The sequence below is a fragment of the Saccharothrix sp. S26 genome (assembly GCF_021390395.1).
In the GTDB taxonomy this organism is placed as follows: Bacteria; Actinomycetota; Actinomycetes; order Mycobacteriales; family Pseudonocardiaceae; genus Actinosynnema.
In genome coordinates this window covers 99,005-119,647 of sequence record NZ_JAJUWT010000026.1, presented here as the reverse complement: position 1 = coordinate 119,647, position 20,643 = coordinate 99,005, and the positions used below count along the sequence as shown (strand labels likewise).

Annotated in this window: 20 protein-coding genes; 7 read left to right on the top strand and 13 right to left on the bottom strand. The window is 71.8% G+C overall.

All coding sequences use genetic code 11. The annotated features are described in order from the left end of the window. Positions 1-93: 93 nt before the first annotated feature. Positions 94-549: a DUF6319 family protein gene (locus tag LZG04_RS34765; RefSeq protein ID WP_233825221.1), complete on the top strand. Its 456-nt coding sequence runs from the start codon at positions 94-96 to the stop codon at positions 547-549. Here the strand turns inward: LZG04_RS34765 and LZG04_RS34760 are convergent. Both LZG04_RS34760 and LZG04_RS34755 read right to left on the bottom strand, forming a co-directional pair. Next, a complete protein-coding gene (locus LZG04_RS34760) occupies positions 518-1,504 on the bottom strand; it encodes an NADPH:quinone oxidoreductase family protein (protein ID WP_233825219.1) in 987 nt (328 codons plus the stop codon). The genes LZG04_RS34765 and LZG04_RS34760 overlap by 32 nt on opposite strands. A gap of 5 nt (positions 1,505-1,509) precedes the next feature. Next, entirely contained in the window at positions 1,510-2,319 is an 810-nt protein-coding gene (locus LZG04_RS34755; protein ID WP_233825217.1) for an SDR family oxidoreductase, read from the bottom strand. A gap of 148 nt (positions 2,320-2,467) precedes the next feature. Between LZG04_RS34755 and fabG the strand changes: the two genes are divergently transcribed. Continuing rightward, positions 2,468-3,229 (top strand): 3-oxoacyl-ACP reductase FabG, encoded by a 762-nt coding sequence (gene fabG / locus LZG04_RS34750; protein ID WP_233825215.1) that lies wholly within the window; start codon positions 2,468-2,470, stop codon positions 3,227-3,229. 2 nt (positions 3,230-3,231) lie between these two features. Continuing rightward, positions 3,232-3,690: a MaoC family dehydratase gene (locus tag LZG04_RS34745; protein WP_233825213.1), complete on the top strand. Its 459-nt coding sequence runs from the start codon at positions 3,232-3,234 to the stop codon at positions 3,688-3,690. Positions 3,691-3,779: 89 nt separating this feature from the next. On the opposite strand, the gene LZG04_RS34740 is transcribed toward LZG04_RS34745, so the two are convergent. The 8 genes from LZG04_RS34740 to LZG04_RS34705 form a co-directional block, all read right to left on the bottom strand. Beyond that, complete coding sequence (locus LZG04_RS34740) at positions 3,780-4,343, bottom strand: DinB family protein (RefSeq protein WP_308199629.1); 564 nt, start codon at positions 4,341-4,343, stop codon at positions 3,780-3,782. Positions 4,344-4,353: 10 nt separating this feature from the next. Beyond that, positions 4,354-4,926, bottom strand: coding sequence for a TetR/AcrR family transcriptional regulator (locus LZG04_RS34735; RefSeq protein WP_233825211.1), 573 nt, complete (start codon positions 4,924-4,926; stop codon positions 4,354-4,356). A 22-nt stretch (positions 4,927-4,948) separates the two neighbouring features. Next, a complete protein-coding gene (locus LZG04_RS34730; RefSeq protein ID WP_233825209.1) occupies positions 4,949-5,716 on the bottom strand; it encodes a hypothetical protein in 768 nt (255 codons plus the stop codon). Next, entirely contained in the window at positions 5,703-7,166 is a 1,464-nt protein-coding gene (locus LZG04_RS34725) for a substrate-binding domain-containing protein (RefSeq protein ID WP_233825207.1), read from the bottom strand. The genes LZG04_RS34730 and LZG04_RS34725 overlap by 14 nt, the downstream gene beginning before the upstream one ends. Then, positions 7,163-8,350 carry a hypothetical protein gene (locus tag LZG04_RS34720; RefSeq protein ID WP_233825205.1) on the bottom strand — a complete coding sequence of 396 codons (1,188 nt, stop codon included), beginning with the start codon at positions 8,348-8,350 and terminating at the stop codon, positions 7,163-7,165. The genes LZG04_RS34725 and LZG04_RS34720 overlap by 4 nt, the downstream gene beginning before the upstream one ends. A gap of 75 nt (positions 8,351-8,425) precedes the next feature. Further along, the gene (locus LZG04_RS34715) at positions 8,426-9,187 is read right to left on the bottom strand and encodes an SDR family NAD(P)-dependent oxidoreductase (protein ID WP_233825203.1); all 762 of its coding nucleotides are present in this window, start codon (positions 9,185-9,187) and stop codon (positions 8,426-8,428) included. Next, entirely contained in the window at positions 9,188-10,390 is a 1,203-nt protein-coding gene (locus LZG04_RS34710; protein WP_233825201.1) for an acetyl-CoA C-acetyltransferase, read from the bottom strand. A gap of 17 nt (positions 10,391-10,407) precedes the next feature. Continuing rightward, the gene (locus tag LZG04_RS34705) at positions 10,408-11,553 is read right to left on the bottom strand and encodes an acyl-CoA dehydrogenase family protein (protein ID WP_233825199.1); all 1,146 of its coding nucleotides are present in this window, start codon (positions 11,551-11,553) and stop codon (positions 10,408-10,410) included. Between the two features lie 90 nt (positions 11,554-11,643). Between LZG04_RS34705 and LZG04_RS34700 the strand changes: the two genes are divergently transcribed. Further along, on the top strand, positions 11,644-12,261 hold the full coding sequence (locus tag LZG04_RS34700; protein WP_233825198.1) for a TetR/AcrR family transcriptional regulator: 618 nt from the start codon (positions 11,644-11,646) through the stop codon (positions 12,259-12,261). 150 nt (positions 12,262-12,411) lie between these two features. Next, entirely contained in the window at positions 12,412-13,581 is a 1,170-nt protein-coding gene (locus LZG04_RS42775) for a cytochrome P450 (RefSeq protein ID WP_233825197.1), read from the top strand. 166 nt (positions 13,582-13,747) lie between these two features. Here LZG04_RS42775 and LZG04_RS34690 read toward each other — a convergent pair whose 3' ends face one another. After that, positions 13,748-14,020: a GlsB/YeaQ/YmgE family stress response membrane protein gene (locus LZG04_RS34690; RefSeq protein WP_233825195.1), complete on the bottom strand. Its 273-nt coding sequence runs from the start codon at positions 14,018-14,020 to the stop codon at positions 13,748-13,750. 153 nt (positions 14,021-14,173) lie between these two features. Next, positions 14,174-14,971, bottom strand: a complete 798-nt coding sequence (locus LZG04_RS34685; RefSeq protein ID WP_233825193.1) for a sporulation protein — start codon at positions 14,969-14,971, stop codon at positions 14,174-14,176. A 157-nt stretch (positions 14,972-15,128) separates the two neighbouring features. On the opposite strand from LZG04_RS34685, the gene LZG04_RS34680 reads away from it, so the two are divergent. Then, entirely contained in the window at positions 15,129-18,095 is a 2,967-nt protein-coding gene (locus LZG04_RS34680; protein ID WP_233825191.1) for a carboxyl transferase domain-containing protein, read from the top strand. A gap of 13 nt (positions 18,096-18,108) precedes the next feature. Beyond that, positions 18,109-19,395 carry an MFS transporter gene (locus tag LZG04_RS34675; RefSeq protein WP_233825189.1) on the top strand — a complete coding sequence of 429 codons (1,287 nt, stop codon included), beginning with the start codon at positions 18,109-18,111 and terminating at the stop codon, positions 19,393-19,395. Between the two features lie 46 nt (positions 19,396-19,441). Here the strand turns inward: LZG04_RS34675 and LZG04_RS34670 are convergent, their stop codons facing one another. Next, positions 19,442-20,425 (bottom strand): hypothetical protein, encoded by a 984-nt coding sequence (locus LZG04_RS34670; RefSeq protein ID WP_233825187.1) that lies wholly within the window; start codon positions 20,423-20,425, stop codon positions 19,442-19,444. Positions 20,426-20,643: the final 218 nt, after the last annotated feature.

The window sequence follows — 20,643 nt, the reverse complement described above, 5'->3', positions numbered from 1 at the left end:
ATCGACCCACCATCGAACACGTGTTCTATGATCACGCCGGGTCGAGCCGGATGCGCAGAGAGGAACAACGAGAACGTGCAGGCGGACACGCTCGTGGAGCAGGTAGAGACGGTGGACGCCGAGGCGCCCGCCGCACCCGTGCAGCAGGAGGTCGCACCCGTGGCTCAGGCAGAGCAGCCCTCGAACGACGAGACGGGGGCCAAGCCCGCGGAGCCCGAGGCGAAGTCCGCGGACGCCGAGGCCAAGCCCGCCAAGCGGCCGAAGTCGACGGCCAAGAAGACCCGCACGGTCGAGCTGACGCTGACCGTCACCGGCACGGCGGACGGCGAGTGGCAGGCCGACCTGGTGCACGGCACCAAGCGGGTCGTGCAGGGCCTGCCGATCTCGGCCGCGGCGGTGTCGCGGGCGGCCAAGGAGCTGCACGACGACATCGCGGGCGGCATCGACGAGGTCATCGAGGCGGCCCGCGCCCAGCACCGCACGCGGATGGAGGAGCTGGAGGCCGAGCTCGCGCGGGTCAAGGCCGCGCTGGCCGAGCTGAGCGACTGAGCCACCGGGACGGGTCCAGCACCAGCTTGCCGGTGGTGCGGCGGGCCCGCAGGTCCTCGTGCGCCCGGCGCACCTCCGACAGCCCGTACTCCCCGCCCGGCACGGCCCGCAGCTCACCGGCCAGGACCAGGTCGAACAGCTCGGCCATGGCCCGGTGCACGACCTTGCCCGGCAGCTTGAACGCGTGCGGCAGCCACATGCCCGCGATCGCCGTCGACCGGACCAGCAGCCGGCCCGGGTCGACCGGCGTGGGCTTCTCCCGGCTGGCCATGCCGTAGAACGCGAGCCGCCCGAACGGCGCGAGCGCCGCGATGCTCTGGTCCGTCACCGCGCCGCCGGTCATGTCCAGCACGACGTCGACCCGCCGGCCGCCGTTGGCCTCGCGCAACGCGTCCGTCATGTCCGGCGCGGTCGAGTCCACCGCGATGTCCGCGCCCAGGTCCAGCGCCAGCTTCCGCTTCTCCTCGGTGCTGGCGGTGGCGATGACGCGGCCCGCGCCCCACTTCTTCGCCAGCTGCACGGCCAGCGACCCGACCCCGCCGGCGGCGGCGTGCACGACGACGCTCTCCCCCGGCTCCAGGTGCGCGCTGCGCCGCAGCAGCAGCCACGCCGTCGCCCCCTGCACGACCATGCTCAACGCCGTGAGGTCGTCCACCCCGTCCGGCACGTCGAACGCGGTCGCCTCGGGCACGACGGCCTTCTCCGCGTACCCGCCGAAGTTGGTGAGGCCGACCACGCGCCGGTCGCCCGCCCGGCCGACGACCTCGCCGCCGGGCACGAGCGGCAGCTCCATCTTCGACAGGTAGCTGTTCTCCGCCTGGTGGGTGTCGGCGTAGTTCAGGCCCGCGCGGCTGACCTCGACGAGCAGCTCGCCGGGGCCCGGGACGGGGTCGGGCAGCTCGACCTCGTTGAGGACCTCGGGTCCGCCGAACTCGGTGATCTGGATGGCGCGCACGGGTGTCAGCTCTCCTTCGTGACGGGCGGTGTGGTCGCGATCGGGTCGCGGTCGAGGCGGACGCGCTCGCCGGTGGCGGTGCGCGGGCCGGGCGGGTTGGGGAAGGTGAACGGCGCGCTGGGGCGTCCGGCCTGCACGAACCAGCATTCACCGGGTTTGCCGTCGCGCAACACGGAGATGAACGCGTCCACCACGTCGTCCACGCTCATCACCGGCATCCCCGCCGACTCCAGGGCGGATTTGACGTCGGTGATGATGGCGGTGTCGGCGAACGACGGGCACACGGCGTTGACCGTGATGCCGTCGTCGGCGGCCACCGGCCCCAGGCCGCGCACGAGCCCGACCACGGCGGCCTTGTTCGCGCCGTACAGGGGGTCCATGGGCATGGCCATCAGACCTGCCATGCTGGCCGTGGCGACGATGTGCCCGCCGCCGCGCCTGCGCAGCTCGGGCAGGGCCGCGTGCACGCCGTACACGACACCGTCGAGGTTGATCCCCATGACCGTGCGGTACCGCTCGGGGTCGAAGTCGTCACCCAGCCCGAACCCGGTGGCGATGCCCGCGTTGAGCACGGCGATGTCGAGCCCGCCGAACCTCCGCACCGCGGTCGCGACCGCCGCTTCGCTGTGCCGGGGGTCGCGCACGTCGCAGTGCGCGAACACACCGCCCACCTCTTCGGCCACGGCTTCACCCCGCACGTCGTCCACGTCCGCGACGACGACGGACGCACCGGCGGCGGCCAGTCGGCGCGCCACCCCCGCGCCGATGCCGTTCGCGGCCCCGGTGACCAGTGCGACCTTGCCCGAGAACTCCACCGCGCCTCCTCTGAGCTGACGTGTCGAACGCGCTCGCCCACATTCCGACCAGTCGGTATGGTTCTCCTGACACGCCCTGGCGTCAAGGCGACGCCGCCGGTAGGTTACTAAGCGGTTGCTTAGGCCCGCAGATCAAGGAGGACTGACCGTGGCCGAGACGGAAGCACGGGTGGCCATCGTCACCGGTGCCGCACGCGGCATCGGCGCCGCCGTAGCCACGCGGCTCGCGCGGGACGACATGGCCGTCGCGCTGCTCGACCTCACCGAGGACAGCTGCGCCGAGGCCGTGGAGAAGATCAAGGCCGCCGGCGGCACCGCGATCGCGGTGGGCGTCGACGTCAGCGACAGCGCGGCGGTCGACGCGGCCGTGCAGCGGGTCGCCGACGAGCTGGGCGCGCCGACCGTCCTGGTCAACAACGCGGGCATCCTGCGGGACAACCTGCTGTTCAAGATGACCGACGACGATTGGGACGCGGTGATCAACGTCCACCTGCGCGGGTCGTTCCTGATGAGCCGGGCGGTGCAGAAGTTCCAGACGGCGGCGAAGTGGGGCCGGATCGTCAACCTGTCCAGCACGTCCGCGCTGGGCAACCGGGGCCAGGCGAACTACTCGGCCGCCAAGGCGGGCCTGCAGGGGTTCACCAAGACGTTGGCGATCGAGCTGGGCAAGTTCGGCGTGACGGTGAACGCGATCGCGCCGGGGTTCATCGCGACCGAGATGACCGCCGCGACGGCGGCCCGGGTCGGCGTCGACTTCGAGGACTTCAAGAAGGGCGCGGCGGCGGCCATCCCGGTGCAGCGCGTCGGCACGCCCGAGGACATCGCGCACACGGCTTCTTTCCTGGTCAGCGAGGGTGCCGGGTTCGTGTCCGGTCAGGTCATCTACGTCGCCGGCGGACCGAAGGACTGACGATGCGGGTATTCGCGAACCTCGACGAGCTGGCCGCCGCCAAGGGCGAGCACCTCGGCCACGGCGAGTGGCACGAGATCACGCAGGCCGAGATCAACCTGTTCGCCGACGCCACGGGCGACCACCAGTGGATCCACGTGGACCTGGAGAAGGCCGCCGCGGGCCCGTTCGGCGCGCCGGTCGCGCACGGCTACCTGACCTTGTCCCTGATCCCGCTGCTGGTGCGGGACATCTACGCGGTGCGGGGCCTGTCGATGGGCGTGAACTACGGCCTGAACAAGGTCCGCTTCCCGAGCCCGGTCGTCGTCGGCTCGCGCGTGCGCGCCGGGGCGGAGCTGGCCGAGGTCACCGACGTGGCCCAGGGCAAGCAGGCCGTGGTCAAGGTGACCGTGGAGATCGACGGCAACCCCAAGCCCGCGTGCGTGGCGGAGACCGTGGTCCTGCTGGTGCCGGCCGCCTGATCGCACGGGCGGGAGCAGGGTCTGGCGCCGAGGAGGCCCTGCTCCCGCTCGTGACCGACGCCGTCCGGGTCCGGTGTCGGCGAGGACGTTCAGGCCCGGGCTTCGCGGGCGACGCGCTCCAGCTTCGCGTGGTACGCCTGCCAGTCCACCGAGGGCATGTTGTCGTTGTCCGGGCGCAGGCCGGCCGTGCGGTCGATCAGCTCGCGCACGATGTCGGCGTGACCGGCGTGCCGGTTGGTCTCGGCGATCATGTGCACGAGCACCTGGTGCAGCGTGACCGCCCGGCGTTCCTCCGACCACCACGGCACGACCCCCGGCGCGTCGATCTCCAGGGCCTCGATCGTCGTGTCCGCGTGCGCGCACGCCCGCCGGTACAGCCCGACGACGTCCTCGCGCGACTCGTCGGCCGTGGCCCACATGTCGGCGTTGGGCTCGGCGTCGTCGCCCATCCACCCGTACCGCTCGCCGAACGGTCGGCCGAACGTGTCCGCGAAGTAGCCGACCTCCATCGCGGCCAGGTGCTTGACCAGGCCCAGCAGGTTCGTGCCGGTCGGCGTCAACGGGCGGCGCGCGTCGTAGGGCGACAGGCCGTCGAGCTTCCACAACATCGCCTCGCGCGCGGCCCGCAGGTAGCGGTGCAGATCTGATTTCACCGAGCAATCCTCACACCGGGCGCAGGGACGCCAGCAGCAGGTCCGCGAAGTGGCGGCCCACCTGCTTGGCCGACAGCGGGCCGTCCGCGCTGTACCACTGGCCGAGGTGGTGGACGCTGCCGAAGAAGTAGTGCACGGTCAGGTCCGCGGGCACGTCATCGCGGAACACGCCCGCCGCCTGCCCTTCCTCGACCAGGGACCGGAACCGCTCGTGGTAGCGACGCCGTTCCGCCCGCATCTCGCGCCGCTTGTCCTCGGCCAGGTGGTCGGCCGACCGGAAGTACACGCGCGCCTGGTCGAAGTTGTCCACCGAGGTGACCACCACGTCGACCGCCGCCGCGTGCAGCCGCTCGGCCACCGGCGCGGACCCGGACGCGATGTGGTCCAGCCGCTCGGTCTGCATCCGCAGCAGGCTGCCGTAGATCTCGTGCAGCAGGTCGTCCTTGGACCCGAAGTAGTGGTACATCGCGCCCTTGGTCACGCCCGCCAGGTCCACGATGTCCTGCACCGCGACCCGGTCGAAGCCCTTGGCGGCGAACAACCGCGTCGCGGCGTCGATCAGCCGCTCCGGTACCGATGCCATGGGCCAAGCATCGCACGCCCGATCACTGGAACATGGCGATCGGCCGGATGACCAGCTGCCGGTCGTCGGCCTTCCACGCCTGCACCTTGCCCAGGCAGCGCGCCTGGAACCCGCCTTCGGGCACGACGTCGTCGCGCAGCCCGCCGTTGTAGCACTCGACCCGCACCTGCGGCCCGGACTCGGGGTCGTCCGGGTCGCCGAACGGCGCGAGGAACACCGTCGTGCCGTCACCGTCGGACGCCACCCGGAACACGCCTTTCACCGACACGTACGAGTCGACCCGCCGCAGCCGCACCACGTCGGTGAGGCCCGAGTGCTGCTCCAGGTGCTTCTCCACCGCCGTGTTCCGGCGCACGGTCAGGTCGCGCAGGTCCACGTGCACCACCCCGGACGCCGACTCCAGCGCGTCCAGCAGCACGCCGACCACCGCGATCGGCTCGTACTGCTCGATGTAGGTCTTCACCACCTCGCGCCCGGACGTCCGCGCGCCCTCCACCCCCAGGTCGAGGCCCTTCAACGCGATCTTGCCGTCCTTGGTGACGCCGACCCGGTCCACGACCTCCTTGGTCATCGCGTCGCCGTACCGCCCGACCTGGTAGAGGTCCATCACGGACTTCTCGTGCAGGTAGATGGTCAGACCGGGCACCTCGCGCGCCGGCGCGAACCGGTGCCGCGACCGCCACGCCCACACCGCGACCCCGGCGGCCACGGCGAGCGCCAGCGCGGTCACGCCCCACACCACCACCCACGGCCACCAGACCGACCACCACAGCGTCCTATCGACAGCCACGGATCTCCTTCACCGCCTCCAGCAGCGAGCCGGAACCGGCGTCCACCACGCGCCCGCCGGTCGCCCGCGCCACCCGGTCCAGCTCCACCGGGTCGGCCTCGCCGAACCGGATCGCGTACGTGCGCGCGGACGGCCGCGGCCAAGCGGCCAGGAACTCGTCCGCGCTCATCCCCGCGTTGTTCTCGCCGTCGGTCATCAGCACCACCGTGCCGTCGCCGACGACCCGGTAGGCGTGGTCGAGCGCGGACCAGATCGCCGTGCCGTCGTCGGCCAGCTCCGCCGTCTCCAGTGCAACGGCCAGTGCCTCCAGGTCCGCGCCGCCCCGCACGACGACGCTGCGCTCCTCCATCACGGTCCCCGCGAACCGCACCAGCACGACCGTCTCCCCCACCCGGAACCGGTCGAACCCGCCCGCCCGGCTCAACGTCGCGAACGCCTCCCGCAACCCGGCGATCCGCGCGCCCGCCATGGACGTCGAGTGGTCGAGCACGAACACCACCCGTCCCGGCCTGCCCGCGCGGTCGTACGCGGCGAGCAGGGTGTCCACGACCTCCCGCGTGCCGGGGAAGTACAGCCCGGTGCCGATCGGCTCGCGCAGCGCCGCCCCGCGCTCGACCTGCGGGTCGACCGGCCGGCGGTGTGTGCGTTCCATGATCGACCGCTGGGCCGCCGGCGTGCGCAGCCAGTCCACCACCCGGTCGTACGCGGCCCGCTTGTCCGGTTTGAGCAGCATCAACGGGTAGTCCGACAGCACGATCCCGTCCCTGGGGTACACGACCCGCAAGGGCTCCCGGAGCTGCCCGGAGGCGTTGAGCGACAGCACGGTCGACTCGTACGCGACCACGGCGTCCACCTCGTCCTGCCGCTTCACGTACTCCTCGCCGACCTCCGCCGCACCGGACGCGCCGAACACCCGTCCGGTCAGGAAGCCCTGGAGCTTGTCGCAGGTCACGTCCTCGGCACGCAGCGCCGCGCCGGTGCCCGCGGCGGCCGTGGCCACCCCGATCAACGCCGCCATGCCGCTGCCGGACACCCTCGGGTCGGCCATCCCGAACCGCAGCTCCCCCGCCGCCGCACGGCTCGCCACGTCGGCCCACGACGCGTCGCGCAGCGCGTCCGCCTTGCCCACCTTCACGCCCAGGACCAGCGGCGACACCATGATGCTGGTGGACAGCGGCACGTCCGCGCCGGTCAGCCGCAGGTACCGGTTCGTGGCCGGCCAGGCCAGGTCGTGGTCCACGCCCGCGGCCAGCTCCTCGCTCGCCCGCACCGTGCCGCGCGGGTCCAGCTTCAGCTCGACCCCGGTGTCCCGGCGCAGGTCCGCCAGCACCGGCCCCAGGTCCGCCAGCTCCGAGCTGGCCAGCACGGTCAACGTGACCGGGTCGGGCTTGGCCGTGGTGCAGCCGGCCAGCACGGCGAAGGTCACCAGGACGACGGCCGGCGCCCTCACAGCGGCACCCCGCTCGGGCAGTCGCCGAGCTCCCCGATCATCGTGGTCAGCGCGGCGGGCTTGGCCACGTGCGCCTCGGTGTCGCCCTGGCCGGGGTTGCCCACCGGGATGCCGCGCTCGGCGAGCACGGTGCCCACCGACGCGCTGCCCGCCCGCCCCAGGCGGAACCCCAGCTCCAACGCGCGCCGCTGGAGGTCCTGGTTCTCCTGCAACAGCCGCCCCACCTTCTCCCCCGCCTCGCTGAACGCGATCAGCCACGGCTCGGCGTGGTGGTGGGCGTCGGGGTAGAGCAGCACCCGGTCGCGGTCGACCTCGCCGGTCCGCTCCTTGGTGCGGATCTGGTAGGCCAGGTACTGGTGCTCGTACATGACGCCGAGCGGGGCGAACGTGCGGCCGTCCGGGCCGAAGAACGTGCGGCCGATGCCCGCGCCGAACTGGCCCTCCACCTCGAACAGCGGCTTGATCCTCGTCGCGACCGCCGCGGCCTCGGCCTCCGTCGGCGCCCGCCGGCCGTTGGCGGCGAACGCCACCACCGCCAGGTACGCCGCGCCCGAGTAGGCCCGGCAGGGATCCGGCGACTGGGCGATGACCTGGTTCTCGTTGGTCAGGCCGCCGCCCTCGATGCCCTTCCAGGTCTTGCCTTCCAGCGTCAACCCGACGAACGCCGTCATGTCCAGCGTGTAGTAGAGCCCGTCGCCGTCCGGCTGGGGCTCGGCCACCCCGGCGTGCGCCAGCGCCCGCGCGTAGTCGCTGAACGCGGCGATCACCAGCGGCGTGGTGAACGGGTAGAACGGGGTGCCGCCCACCCGGTCGTGGATCTGCCGGGCCGTGAGCTGGCCGGACGGCATGACGAAGTCGAACGACGTCGGGTCGGCCCGTTCCTTGGCGATCTCGGTCGAGCCGCCGGAGTCGGTGAGGTGCACCTGGATGCCGTTGGCCATCAGGATGCGGCGGACCTCGACATCGGAGAAGAACTCGACCTTCGAGGCCATCATGGCCCGCACGATCGTGACGCCGCGGAACGGCAGCGCGACCGTGCCGGACGCCAGCAGCGCGACCACGCCCGCCAGCGCGATCCCCGCCGACACGCCGAACGGCAGCACGAAGCGCTTGCGCCGGAACACCGGGCGCGGCGGGTCGAGGATGGTTAACGCGGGTTCTTCGGTCGAGCTCTTCGCGACCACGGAACTCCCCCGTGCGGACGGCGATCTCCCCTGCCTACCAGGCTAGATCGCCGTGCCGCCGGGATGGGTTACAAGTCAGCCGCCGAGCGTGACGCCGCCGTCCACTACGAAGGTCGCGCCGGTGGTGTAGCCGCTGGCCGGCGAGGCCAGGAACACGACGGCCGCGGCCAGTTCCTCCGGGTCGCCCACCCGGCCCATCGGCAGGCGCGAGATGTGCGATTCGAGGTAGCCCTCGGGGTACTGGTCGGTCATCTCGGAGGCGAAGTAACCCGGCGCGAGCGCGTTGACCCGGATGCCCTTGCGCCCGGTCCACTGCTGCGCCAGGTCGCGGGTCAGGCCGAGCAGACCCGCCTTCGACGCCGAGTAAGCGGCCTGCGGCAGGCCGCCGGAGACCAGGCCGAGCACGCTGGAGACGTTGACGATCGAGCCGCCCTCGGTCATCACGGCCGCCGCCGCCTGCGCCATCCAGTACGCGCCGTTGAGGTTGACGTCCATGACGCCGAGGAACTGCTCGGGCGTCTCCCGGGACGCGGGCACGGCCGACGCCACACCGGCGTTGTTCACCAGCACCCGCACGGGGCCGAACTCCGCCGCGGCACGGGCCACCTCGCGGCAGTCGTCGGGCTGGGCCACGTCCGCCTGCACGATCAGCGCGCGCCGGCCCGCGTCCTCGACCAGCTTCGCGGTGTCCTTGAGCCGGTCCACCCGCCGCGCGGCGAGCACCACGTCCGCGCCCGCCTCCGCGAGGCCCTTGGCGAACGCCACGCCCAGGCCGGAGGACGCGCCGGTGACGATCGCGACCTGGCCGTCCAGCCGGAACTTGTCCAGGATTCCCATTCAGCTCAACCTCTCCAGGATGATCGCCATGCCCTGACCGCCGCCGACGCACATCGTCTCCAGCCCGAACTGGGCGTCACGCGCGCGCATCCCGTTGATCAGGGTGGTCATGATGCGGGCGCCGGTGGAGCCGAACGGGTGGCCCAGCGCGATCGCGCCGCCGTGCACGTTCAGCTTGTCCATGTCGATGCCGAGCGCGCGCTGGCTGCCCAGCACCTGCACCGCGAACGCCTCGTTGATCTCGACCAGGTCGATGTCGTCGATGGTCAGGTTCGCGTGCGCGAGGGCCTGCTTGGTGGCGTCGACCGGGCCGAGGCCCATGATCTCCGGGGAGAGGCCGGACACGCCGGTGGACACGATGCGCGCCAACGGCGTCAGCCCCAGTTCCTTGGCCCTCACGTCGCTCATGACGACCACGGCCGCCGCGCCGTCGTTGAGCGGGCAGCAGTTGCCGGGCGTGACGGTGCCCTGCGGGCGGAACGACGGGTTGAGCGCCGACACGGCCTCGTAGGTGACGCCCTGGCGCGGTCCGTCGTCGGTGGAGACCACCGTGCCGTCCGGGAGGGTGACCGGGGTGATCTCGCGGGCGAAGAAGCCGTCCGCGATGGCCTTCTCGGCGAGGTTGTGCGAGCGGACGCCGAACTCGTCCTGGTCGCGGCGGCCGATGCCGAGCAGGGTCGCGACGTTCTCGGCGGTCTGGCCCATCGCGATGTAGTAGTCGGGCAGCTCACCGTCCTCGCGCGGGTCGTGCCACGGCTCGTTGGTCTCGGCGGTGCGCTGCGTGCGGTCGCGTGCGGCGTCGAACAGCGGGTTGAAGTGCGGGTCGCCGTGCCGGTAGCGCGAGACGCACTCCACGCCGGCGCTGATGAACGCGTGGCCCTCGCCCGCCTTGATGGCGTGGAAGGCCATCCGCGCGGTCTGCACCGACGACGCGCAGAACCGGTTGACCGTGGTGCCGGGCAGGGTGTCCAGGCCGAGCTGGACGGCGATGCGGCGGGCCACGTTCTGGCCGTGCTCGTCCTGCGGCTCGGCGCACCCCAGGTGCAGGTCGGTGATCTCGGCGCGGTCCAGTTCCGGCACTTGGTCCAGCGCGGCGGCGACGACCTGCGCGGCCAGGTCGTCCGGGCGCAGGTCGACCAGCGACCCCTTGCGCGCCCGGCCGATCGGCGAACGCGAGGTGGCGACGATGACAGCCTCGGGCATGGCGGTGCTCCTGGTGGCTAGAGGCCGAGGTCGCGGCCGATGAGTTCCTTCATGATCTCGTTGGAGCCGGCCCAGATCCGGGTCACGCGGGCGTCCATCCAGGCGCGGGCCACGCGGTACTCGGTCATGTAGCCGTAGCCGCCGTGCAGCTGCACGCACGCGTCGATGACGGCGTTCTGCACGTCGGCGCTCCACCACTTGGCCTTGGCCGCGTCCACCGCGGTCAGCTCGCGCCGGGTGTGCGCGTCGGTGCACTGGTCCAGGAACGCCTGCGTCACGTCGATCTTGGTGACCAGCTCGGCGAGGGTGAACTTGTTGTGCTGGAACGAGCCGATGGCCTGGCCGAACGCCTTGCGCTCCTTGGCGTACCCGATCGTCTCCAGCAGGATCTGCTTGGCGTGGGCCAGGTTGGAGATCGCACCGCCGAGGCGTTCCTGCGGCAGGCGTTCCATCATGTAGATGAAGCCCCGGTCCACCTCGCCGATCACGTTCTCGGCCGGCACGCGGACGTCCTCGAAGAACAGCTCGGCGGTGTCGGACTCGGGCTGGCCGACCTTGTCGAGCTTGCGCCCGCGCTCGAAGCCCTTCATGCCGGTCTCGACCGCGAACAGCGTGATGCCCTTGGCCTTCTTCTCCGGGCTGGTGCGCGCGGCGACGACGACCAGGTCGGCGGAGAAGCCGTTGGTGATGAAGGTCTTGGAGCCGTTGAGGATCCAGTCGTCGCCGTCGCGGACGGCGGCGCTCTTGAGCGCGGCCAGGTCGGAGCCGCCGGAGGGCTCGGTCATGCCGATGGCGGTCGTCATCTCGCCCGAGCAGAACCTCGGCAGCCAGCGCTGCTTCTGCTCCTCGGTGCACAGGTCGACCAGGTAGGGCGCGACGACGTCGCCGTGGATGCCCAGGCAGGACGACATGCCGGCGCTGACCTTGGACAGCTCCTCGCCCAGCACGGCGTTGAACCGGTAGTCGTTCGCGCCGCTGCCGCCGTACTGCTCGGGGACCTCCAGGCCGAGCAGGCCCTGCTTGCCCGCCTCCAGCCACACGTCGCGGTCGATGGCGCGCTGCTCGACGAACCGCTCGTAGTTCGGCCTGAGGGTGCGGTCGCAGAACGCCTGCGCGGTCTCGCGGAACGCTTCGTGGTCGGGTTCGAACAACGTGCGGCGCACTCTCGGATCCTCCATACTAAGCGGTTGCTTAGGTCTAAGCGTGTGCTTAGCGTGCGGTATCGTTCGGGTTCGTGTCAAGGAGGGCCGGCTGTGACGACGACCAGTGGTGAGTTCGCACTCCTGGACGAGACGTGGTCCTCGGTGACGCCGCCGGCGGCCCGGCGGATGCTGATCGCCGCCGCCGCCGCGTTCTCGGTGCGCGGGTACCACGCGACGACGACCCGTGACATCGCGGCGCAGGCCGGCATGTCACCCGCGGCGGTCTACATCCACTACCGGTCCAAAGAGGAACTGCTGTTCCAGATCTCGCGGATCGGGCACGCGACGTCGTTGGCGGTGCTGACCGGTGTGTCCGAGGTGGACCCGGCGGGACGGTTGGCGGCGGCGGTGCGGGCGTTCGCGTCGTGGCACGCGGAGTACCACACGACGGCGCGGGTCGTGCAGTACGAGCTGAGCGCGTTGACGCCGGAGCACCTGACCGAGGTGGTGGAGCTGCGGCGGCGGATCGAGGCCGCGGTGCGGGACATGATCTCCGACGGCGTCGCGGCGGGCGCGTTCGACGTGCCGGACGTGCGTGGCGCGACCCTCGCGGTGCTGTCGCTGTGCATCGACGTGGCCCGCTGGTACCGGCCGACGGGCCACCGCACGCCGGCCGAGATCGGCGACCTCTACGCCGACCTGGTGCTGCGGATGGTGGGCGCGGCCTGACCCGGGGACCGGGCACGTCCCGGTGTCACTGGATCGGGTGTCGTTGGATCGGGTGATGGCGGTCGTCCGTCACCCGTTCGCGACGGGCGGGCGTGCACCCTGGGAGGGGAGAGCCGCATCGTCGCCGCTTCCGGGCGCTGGGAGGTCGTCGTGGTCATCGGCACGCCGGTGGGGAACGACCCCCTGCCCGACCTGCTCACGCCGCGCGGCCTGCGGGATCCGGAATCGGTGTGGTCGGCGGTGCGCCGCCGCGACCGGGTCTGGCGCAGCGAGGTCCTGGATTCCTGGGTGGTGGCCGACCACGCGACGTGCGCCGCCGTGCTGCTGGACGTTGGGCGCTTCTGCTCGGACTGGCGCCGCATCGGCGACGACGTGCCGCCCTCGGCGCTGTCGGTGCAGACCCTCGACCCGCCGGAGCACACGGCGGCGCGGAAGCTGCTCGTGGCCGCGTTCCGGGCGCGGGACTGGGAGGGCTTCGCCCGCCGGGTGGACGACCGCGTCCGCGCCCGGCTCGACGCGCTGGCGCGTCGGCCGTCGTTCGACTTCATGGCCGACTTCGCGGTGCCGCTCGCGCTGGAGGCGGTCACCGACGTGCTCGGCGCGGACCCGCCCGACACCGCGTCGTTCGCCGGGCTGTCCTCGGCGATCGTGGACTCCATGGACTACGCGCTGCGCCCCGAGACCGCGACGCCGGGCCGGCGGGCGCGGGCCGAGCTGGCGGAACTGACCGGCGGCTGGCTCGCGCACCCGACCCGCGACGGGATGATCGCCTTCCTGGCCGCGCACCGCGACGACTCGGTCGACGAGGGCGTGCTGCGCAACTCGCTGCGGGTCGTCCTGCACTCCGGCTACGAGTCGGCGAGCCGCCTGCTCGGCAACGCGCTGCTCGCGTGCCTGGACGAACCGGGGACGCTGGAGCGGTTCGCGGACGGCGTGCCCGACGCGGCGCTCCAGGAGCTCGTGCGGCTCGCGGGGCCGGTGCAGGCGGAGGCCCGCGGCTGCGTGGCGGACGCGGAGCTGGCCGGGCGGCCGATCCGCGCGGGCGAGACCGTCACCGTGCTGCTCGGCGCGGCCAACCGCGATCCGGACGTGTTCGCCGAGCCGGGCGCGGTGCGCTTCGACCGCGTGCCCAACCCGCACCTGGGTTTCGGCCGGGGGCCGCACGCCTGCCCCGGCTCGACGCTCGCCCTGGTGCTGGCGCGGGCGGTGCTGACCGCCGCGGCCCGCGACCACCCGGGGCTGCGGCTCGTGGCGGAGCCGGTGTTCCGCCGCAACGCCACGTTGCGCGGCCTCGAACGGCTCGTCGTGGCGACGGGATGACAATGCCGCCGGCGATCACGCCCGGCGGCGACGGGAAGGGGGACGATCATGCGTCACGTGCACTGACCACCGGGTGAACGAACGGCAGGGGTCCTCGTGGCGAGGACCCCTGCGCAAACCCCTCCGGGCAGGGCTGTCGGTCGGTCGGCGGTCCGGCGTGCGTGGTCTAGCGAACGGATTTCTTGCCGTAGAACCCCGCCACGAGGCTGACGCCGATGGCGGCGATGATCACCTGCACGATGACCTCGATCCAGTCGATGCCGGGCGTGTCCTCGACGCCGAGCGCCCGGGCGATGAACGTGCCGATGAACGCCGCCACGATGCCGACGATGATCGTCAGCCAGATGGGGATGGCCTGCTTGCCCGGCGCCACGAGCTTGCCCAGCAAACCGAGGATGAGACCCACGATCAGAGCGCTGATCACACCGCCGATGCCCACGATGCCTCCTGCGGGTTAGTCGCCTTCGAAGAAGTCCCCGACCTCGCCGAGGGCCTCACCGCTCATCATCCCCACCCGGGACGCCGTCCGCAGCCCCAACCACACGCCTGGCGGCCGCGGTCCCCCGCCGCGACGGCCCGCGCGACGGCCGCCCTAGTGGCCGAAACCGTGGGAAGATCGCCGCCCGGCCACCTGGTCCATCCACTGGTGCAGCAGCGCCGCCCAGTCCGTGCGGATCACCTCATCGTGCGACATGGCGAAGTGCCCGAACGTGTCGCCGCCCGCCCGGAACAGCCCGCCGCGCCGGTCGGCCTCCAGCACCACGTACAGGTGGTGCTGGTCGGTCACGAAGGTCAGCTCCAACTGGCTGATCTTGGCCAGGAACTGCCCCGGCGGCAGGAACTCGATCTCCTGGTAGAACGGCAGCCGCTGCGGCACGCCGTGGATGCGCCCGGACTCGTTGTCGGCACGCTGGAAGCGGAAGCCGAGGGCCCCGAACGCGTTGAGCACGTGCTCCTGCGACCGGGTCGGGTGCACGGCCACCGGGTCGAGGTCGCCGGGGTCGATCGCGCCGCGCACCTCCAGCTCGGTGCGCAGGCCCATCGTCATGCCGTGCAGGTGCCGGCCGTGCACGACGGTCAGCGGCGTCTCCAGCGGCACGGGGAACTGGAACGGCAGCACCAGGTGCTGCCCCGGCGCGACGGTGATCCGCTGCCCGACCACCACCTGGGCGAACTCGACGTCGCGGTTGTACTCGTTGTCGCCGCTCTCCACCTCGACCCGGGTGACCAGCGACAGCTTGACGTGGTCGATGTCGGCGGCGTGGTCGCCGCCCGCGATGCGCACCTCGCCGGTGAGCAGCTCACCGGGTCGCGCGTTGGGGTTGGCCAGGACCGTGTCCACCGAGGGACCGCCGACTCCGAACGCGCGCAACATCCTCTTGAAAACCACGGTGAGTGCCTCCTGGCCTGCTGTGTGTCACGCCCTTGACCTCGGGTTTCTCCAAGGACGCCTTGATGGGTGCATCGGTTCCCTCTGGACGAACGCTAAGCGCGGGTGCCACTATGCGACCGCGGTCACATACTAAGCGGTCGCTCAGGAGGTTCCAGTGCCCACGCTGCTCGTCGCCAACCGGGGAGAGATCGCCGTCCGGGTGCTGCGCGCCGCCGCCGACCTCGGCTGGCGGACCGTCGCCCTGGTCACCGACTCCGATGACGCGCACGGTCGGTACGCCGACCGCGCGGTCCGGCTGCGCGGCTCCTACCTCGACGTGGACGCCGTGCTCGCCGCCGCCGAGGGGTGCGACCTGGTGCACCCCGGCTACGGGTTCCTGGCCGAGAACGCCGGGTTCGCCCGCCGCTGCGCCGAGGCCGGGCTGACGTTCGTCGGACCACCGCCGGAGGTGCTGGAGCTGCTCGGCGACAAGGGCCGGGCCCGCGCGCTGGCCGCCGAGGTGGGCGTACCCGTGCTCGCGGGTGCCGACCACGGGTTCGAGGACTTCTTCCGCGCGCACGGCGCGGTGGTCGTGAAGGCCGTCGCGGGCGGTGGCGGCAAGGGCGTGCGGGTGGTGCGGCGACTGGCCGACCTCGCCGCCGCGGTCGAGCGGTGCCGGGCCGAGGCGCTGGCCGCGTTCGGCGACGGCACCGTGTTCGTGGAGGAGCTGCTGGAACCCGCGCGGCACGTGGAGGTGCAGCTCGTCGGCACGACGGTGCTCGGCGACCGGGACTGCTCGTTGCAGGCCCGGCACCAGAAGCTGGTCGAGATCGCGCCCGCACCGGACCTCTCCCCCGGCCTGCGGTCCGCGCTGCACGAGGCGGCGGCCACGATCGCGCGCGCCGTCCGCTACACCGGGCTGGGCACGGTCGAGTTCCTGGTCGCGCCGGACGGCCGGTTCGCGTTCCTGGAGGCCAACCCGAGGCTCCAGGTCGAGCACACCGTCACCGAGCAGGTCACCGGGCTGGACCTGGTGCGGGCCCAACTGCTGCTCGCGACCGAGGTCGAGCCGGACCTGACCCACACGCCCCGCGGCAGCGCGCTGCAACTGCGCGTGAGCCTGACGTCCACGGGACGGTTGTCGGCGTTCGTTCCCCCGACCGGGCCGGGCGTGCGCGTCGACACGCACGCGTCCGTCGGCTACCGGGCGGGCCTCGGCTTCGACCCGCTGCTGGCCAAGGTCGTGGTGCACGCCGACGACCTGGACACCGCCCTGCGCCGCGCCCGCCGCGCCCTGGACGAGTTCACCGTGGACGGCGCGCGGACCAACATCGGCTTCCTGCGCGGGCTCCTGGACCACCCGGACGTCCTGAAGGCCCACACGGGCCTGGTCGACTCGTTGCCCCGCGAGGACACCGGAGCGCGTACTCCCGTGCAGGGGACCGTCGTCGCGATCGAGGACGGCACGGTCGTCGTGGAAGCGATGAAGATGCAGCACGTCGTGCCGATCGGCGACGCGCGGGTGCTGGTCGAGGTCGGCGACACGGTCGCGGAAGGCGCGCTGCTCGCCGAGGGGGTGGACGTCGCCGTCGAGGAGAAGGCCGTCGAGGTCGACCTGGACGACGTGCGTCCCGACCTCGCGGAAACGCTGGCGCGGCACGACTTCTCCCGGCCCGAGGCGGAGGCGAAGCGGCACGCGGCCGGCCGGCGCACGGTCCGGGAGAACATCGCCGACCTGTGCGAGGACTTCGTCGAGTACGGCGGGCTGGCCATCGCCGCGCAACGCCGCCGCCGGTCGTTGGACGAGCTGGTCGAGCGCACGCCCGCCGACGGGCTGGTGGCGGGCGTCGGCCGGGTCAACGGCGGCCAGGTCGTCGCGATGTCCTACGACTACACGGTGCTGGCCGGCACCCAGGGCATCCGCAACCACGCCAAGAAGGACCGGATGTTCACGCTGGCCGAGCAGAAGCGGCTGCCCGTGGTGCTGTTCGCCGAGGGGGGCGGCGGACGGCCCGGCGACACCGACCACGGTGGCGTGAGCTGGCTGGACTGCATGGCGTTCCACCTGTTCGCCAAGCTGTCCGGGCTGGTGCCGCTGGTCGGCATCGCGTCCGGCCGGTGCTTCGCGGGCAACGCCGTGCTGCTGGGCACGTGCGACGTGGTGATCGCGACCCGTGACGCCACCATCGGCATGGGCGGCCCGGCCATGATCGAGGGCGGCGGGCTCGGCGTGTTCCGGCCGGAGGAGGTCGGGCCGGTCGACGTGCAGGTGCCCAACGGCGTGATCGACGTGCTCGTGGCCGACGAGGCCGAGGCCGTCGCGGTGGCCAAGAAGTACTTGTCGTACTTCCAGGGCCCGGTGGACACCTGGGAGTGCGCCGACCAGCGGCTGCTGCGCCACCTCGTGCCGGAGAACCGGGTCCGCGCCTACGACGTGCGGTCGGTGGTGGGGACCGTCGCCGACACCGGCTCGGTGCTGGAGCTGCGACCCGAGTTCGGGCGCGGCATCGTCACCGCGCTGATCCGGGTCGAGGGCAAGCCGCTCGGGCTGATCGCCAACGACCCCGGCCACCTCGGCGGCGCGATCGACGCCGACTCCGCCGACAAGGCCGCGCGGTTCCTGCGGCTGTGCGACGCGTTCGACCTGCCCGTGGTGTCGCTGTGCGACACGCCGGGGTTCATGGTCGGACCGGACGCCGAGCGCACCGCGACCGTGCGGCACCTGACCCGGATGCTCGTGGCCGGCGCGAACCTCGACGTGCCGTTCGGGTTCGTGGCGCTGCGCAAGGCCTACGGGCTCGGCGCGCAGGCCATGGCGGCGGGCAGCTTGAAGGTGCCGCTGTTCGCGGTGTCGTGGCCCAGCGGCGAGTTCGGCCCGATGGGGCTGGAAGGCGCGGTGCGGCTGGGGTACCGGCGCGAGCTGGACGCGATCGACGACCCCGCGCAGCGCGAGGAGATGTTCGAGGCGATGGTCTCCGCCGCCTACGAGCACGGCAAGGCGCTCAACGTGGCCTCCGCCTACGAGATCGACGACGTGATCGACCCGGCCGACACGCGCCGCTGGATCACCACCCTGCTCACCGGCCCCGACCCCGTCCAGGTCAGGACCGGCAAGAAACGCCCGTTCGTGGACACCTGGTGAAAGGGAACAGCACATGGTCACGACCGCTCCCCCCGAGCGGCGCACGTTGCGCAAACTCATGGCGGCCGGGCTCGTCGGCTCGTCGCTCGAGTGGTACGACTTCTTCATCTACGCGACCGCCGCGGCGCTGGTGTTCCCGAAGTTGTTCTTCCCCGAGGCGTCGCCGCTGATCGGGCTGCTGCTGTCGTTCAGCACGTTCTGGGCCGGGTTCATCGCCCGGCCGGTCGGTGGGCTGGTGTTCGGGCACGTGGGCGACAAGTTCGGCCGCAAGCCCGCGCTGGTGACGTGCCTGGCGCTGATGGCCGCGGCGACGTTCCTGATCGGGTTGCTGCCGACCAGCGCCACGCTGGGCGTGATGGCTCCCGTGCTGCTGGTGCTGCTGCGGTTCCTCCAGGGCATCGCGGTGGGCGGGCAGTGGGGTGGTGTCGTGCTGCTGCTGACCGAGACCGCCGGGCCGGGGCGGCGCGGGTTCGCGGGCACGTTCGGGCAGGCGGGCGTGCCGCTCGGGGTGATCCTGGGCAACGTGGCGTTCCTGGTGGTGGGCGCGGCGGTGCCGGCCGCGTCGTTCGCCACGTGGGGGTGGCGGGTGCCGTTCCTGGCGAGCGCGCTGCTGTTCCCGGTGGTGCTGTTCATCCAGCTGAAGGTGGAGGACAGCCCGGTGTTCCGGGAGATCAAGGACCGGCGCCCGTCCGGGCCGCCACCCGCGCCGTTGAAGGAGGTGCTGCGGACGCACCGGCGGCCGGTGCTGCTGGGCGCGGGGCTGATGTTCGCGTCGAACGCCGTGTTCTACGTCAGCATCGCCGGCGTGCTCGACTACGCGACCCGTGAGCTGGGGTTGGCGCGCAACTCGGTGCTGGTGGTGACGCTGCTGTCGTCGCTGGTCAGCGTGCCGGTCATCCTGCTGGCTGGCCGTTGGTCGGACCGGCACGGCAGGCGTCCGCTGATCGTGGCGGGCGCGGTGGCGATGATCGTGTGGGCGTTCCCGTACTTCTGGCTGATCGACACCGCGTCTTTGGGCCTGATCTTCGTCGCGCTGGCCGTGTCGGGGGTCGGGTCGAGCCTCGTCTACGGCCCGGTGGCGGCCTACCTGGCGGAACTGTTCGAACCGCAGGTGCGGTACTCGGGCGCGTCGCTGGCCTACCAGTTGGCGTCGATCCTGGTCAGCGGCGGCACCCCGTTCATCATGACGGCATTGCTGGTGGCGACCGGCACGTCGCTGTCGGTGTCGGCGTTCCTGCTGGTCATGGGCGTGGTGACGCTGGCATCGGTGCTCGGGCTGCGGGAAACCCACAAAGTCTGACGTCGGCGGTCGAGGGAGAGGGACCCGCACCCGCGGGCCCCTCTGCTCACGCCGGCCGGCGGGCGAACAGCAAGCGAAGAGCGGTCAGGCCGTACTCCATTCGGCAGATCACCAGCCTCAACACAGCCGACGCGCGCTGAGCGATGCTCCCGACTCCGCTTCCGGGTTGTGCGTCAAGCCGCATTCCCACCGGCTCGTGCACCGGCAGGTCGAACCCCTCGAAGAGGAACATGGGCCGACCGTCCTCATTGCTCACCGGTCCGCATGAGTAGCCATTCTGGTGCTCCTTGAAACCCACCGGTTCGACGCAGGCGTTATAACCACGCGGCAGCACCACGCTGTATCGCGCGTAGGTGACCGGCGTGGCGAATCTCAACTGGAATCTGTCGGGACGCCGGTCGCGCATCAGCGGGGCGCACATGCCCGGCCACGTGAACTCCACCGCGATGGTCAGCTCGCTGCCGACCTTCGGCGGTTCGGGCAGATGCACCATCAGGACCAGTTGCCCGTTCCTGAGCCATGCCACCGTCGTGGTTAGGCTCGCCCCGGGCAGGTCGCCCACCAGCAGCTTGCGCACCTGGACGCGCACCTTGCGGCGGTACCTGGCCGGTTGCGCCCAGCCGCAGCCCTGCACCAGGCGCAGCACGCGCAGGTCGTTGAGGACCTTCGCCCGGATGGTGACCTGTTTGCGCGCATCGCCGTTCGGCTCGATGGCGGCGTACTCCTCCCACGTCATGACGGCGTAGGAGGGGTGGCGGTCGTCGGCGACGATCTTGGAGTAGCGCGGAACCAGCTCTTTGTGCATCTCGACCTGCCGCACGAGATTGCACCGGTCGGCCAGCAGCAGCAACCCGGACGAGAGCACCGAGAAAATGGCGGCCACCAGCGCACCCGCCTTGGCCACCGTGTTCCCGAGAACCGCGCCCAAGAGCACGGCGAACGACATGAGGCCGACCACTGCCCTCACGACCGCCGCCGAGCCCTCGTCGGCCAAGAGCTCGTCCAGCCACTCGACGAATCGCTTCAGCACGTCGCCCCCCAACAAGAGGCGGTCACGCCTGGGAATCGGACGTTAGCGGCGAGTAGTCACGATCGGGAGCACTCGAACGACCCCGCTGCCCGGAATCGGACGAGTTAGCCCGCTCGGAGGCGGGCACGCCCGCACTTCTACGGACCGTGACGGGCGCTGGGTCGACTGCCGTCGACGCACCCGACGAGTGAACTGTCAACCGGGTGACGTGCGGAACG

Bases quoted from the DNA above. Each gene is read 5' to 3' on its own strand.
- LZG04_RS34745 (WP_233825213.1), top strand. From the start codon at position 3,232: ATGCGGGTATTCGCGAACCTCGACGAGCTGGCCGCCGCCAAGGGCGAG.
- LZG04_RS34735 (WP_233825211.1), bottom strand. From the start codon at position 4,926: ATGGCATCGGTACCGGAGCGGCTGATCGACGCCGCGACGCGGTTGTTC.
- LZG04_RS34715 (WP_233825203.1), bottom strand. From the start codon at position 9,187: ATGGGAATCCTGGACAAGTTCCGGCTGGACGGCCAGGTCGCGATCGTC.
- LZG04_RS34710 (WP_233825201.1), bottom strand. From the start codon at position 10,390: ATGCCCGAGGCTGTCATCGTCGCCACCTCGCGTTCGCCGATCGGCCGG.
- LZG04_RS34675 (WP_233825189.1), top strand. From the start codon at position 18,109: ATGGTCACGACCGCTCCCCCCGAGCGGCGCACGTTGCGCAAACTCATG.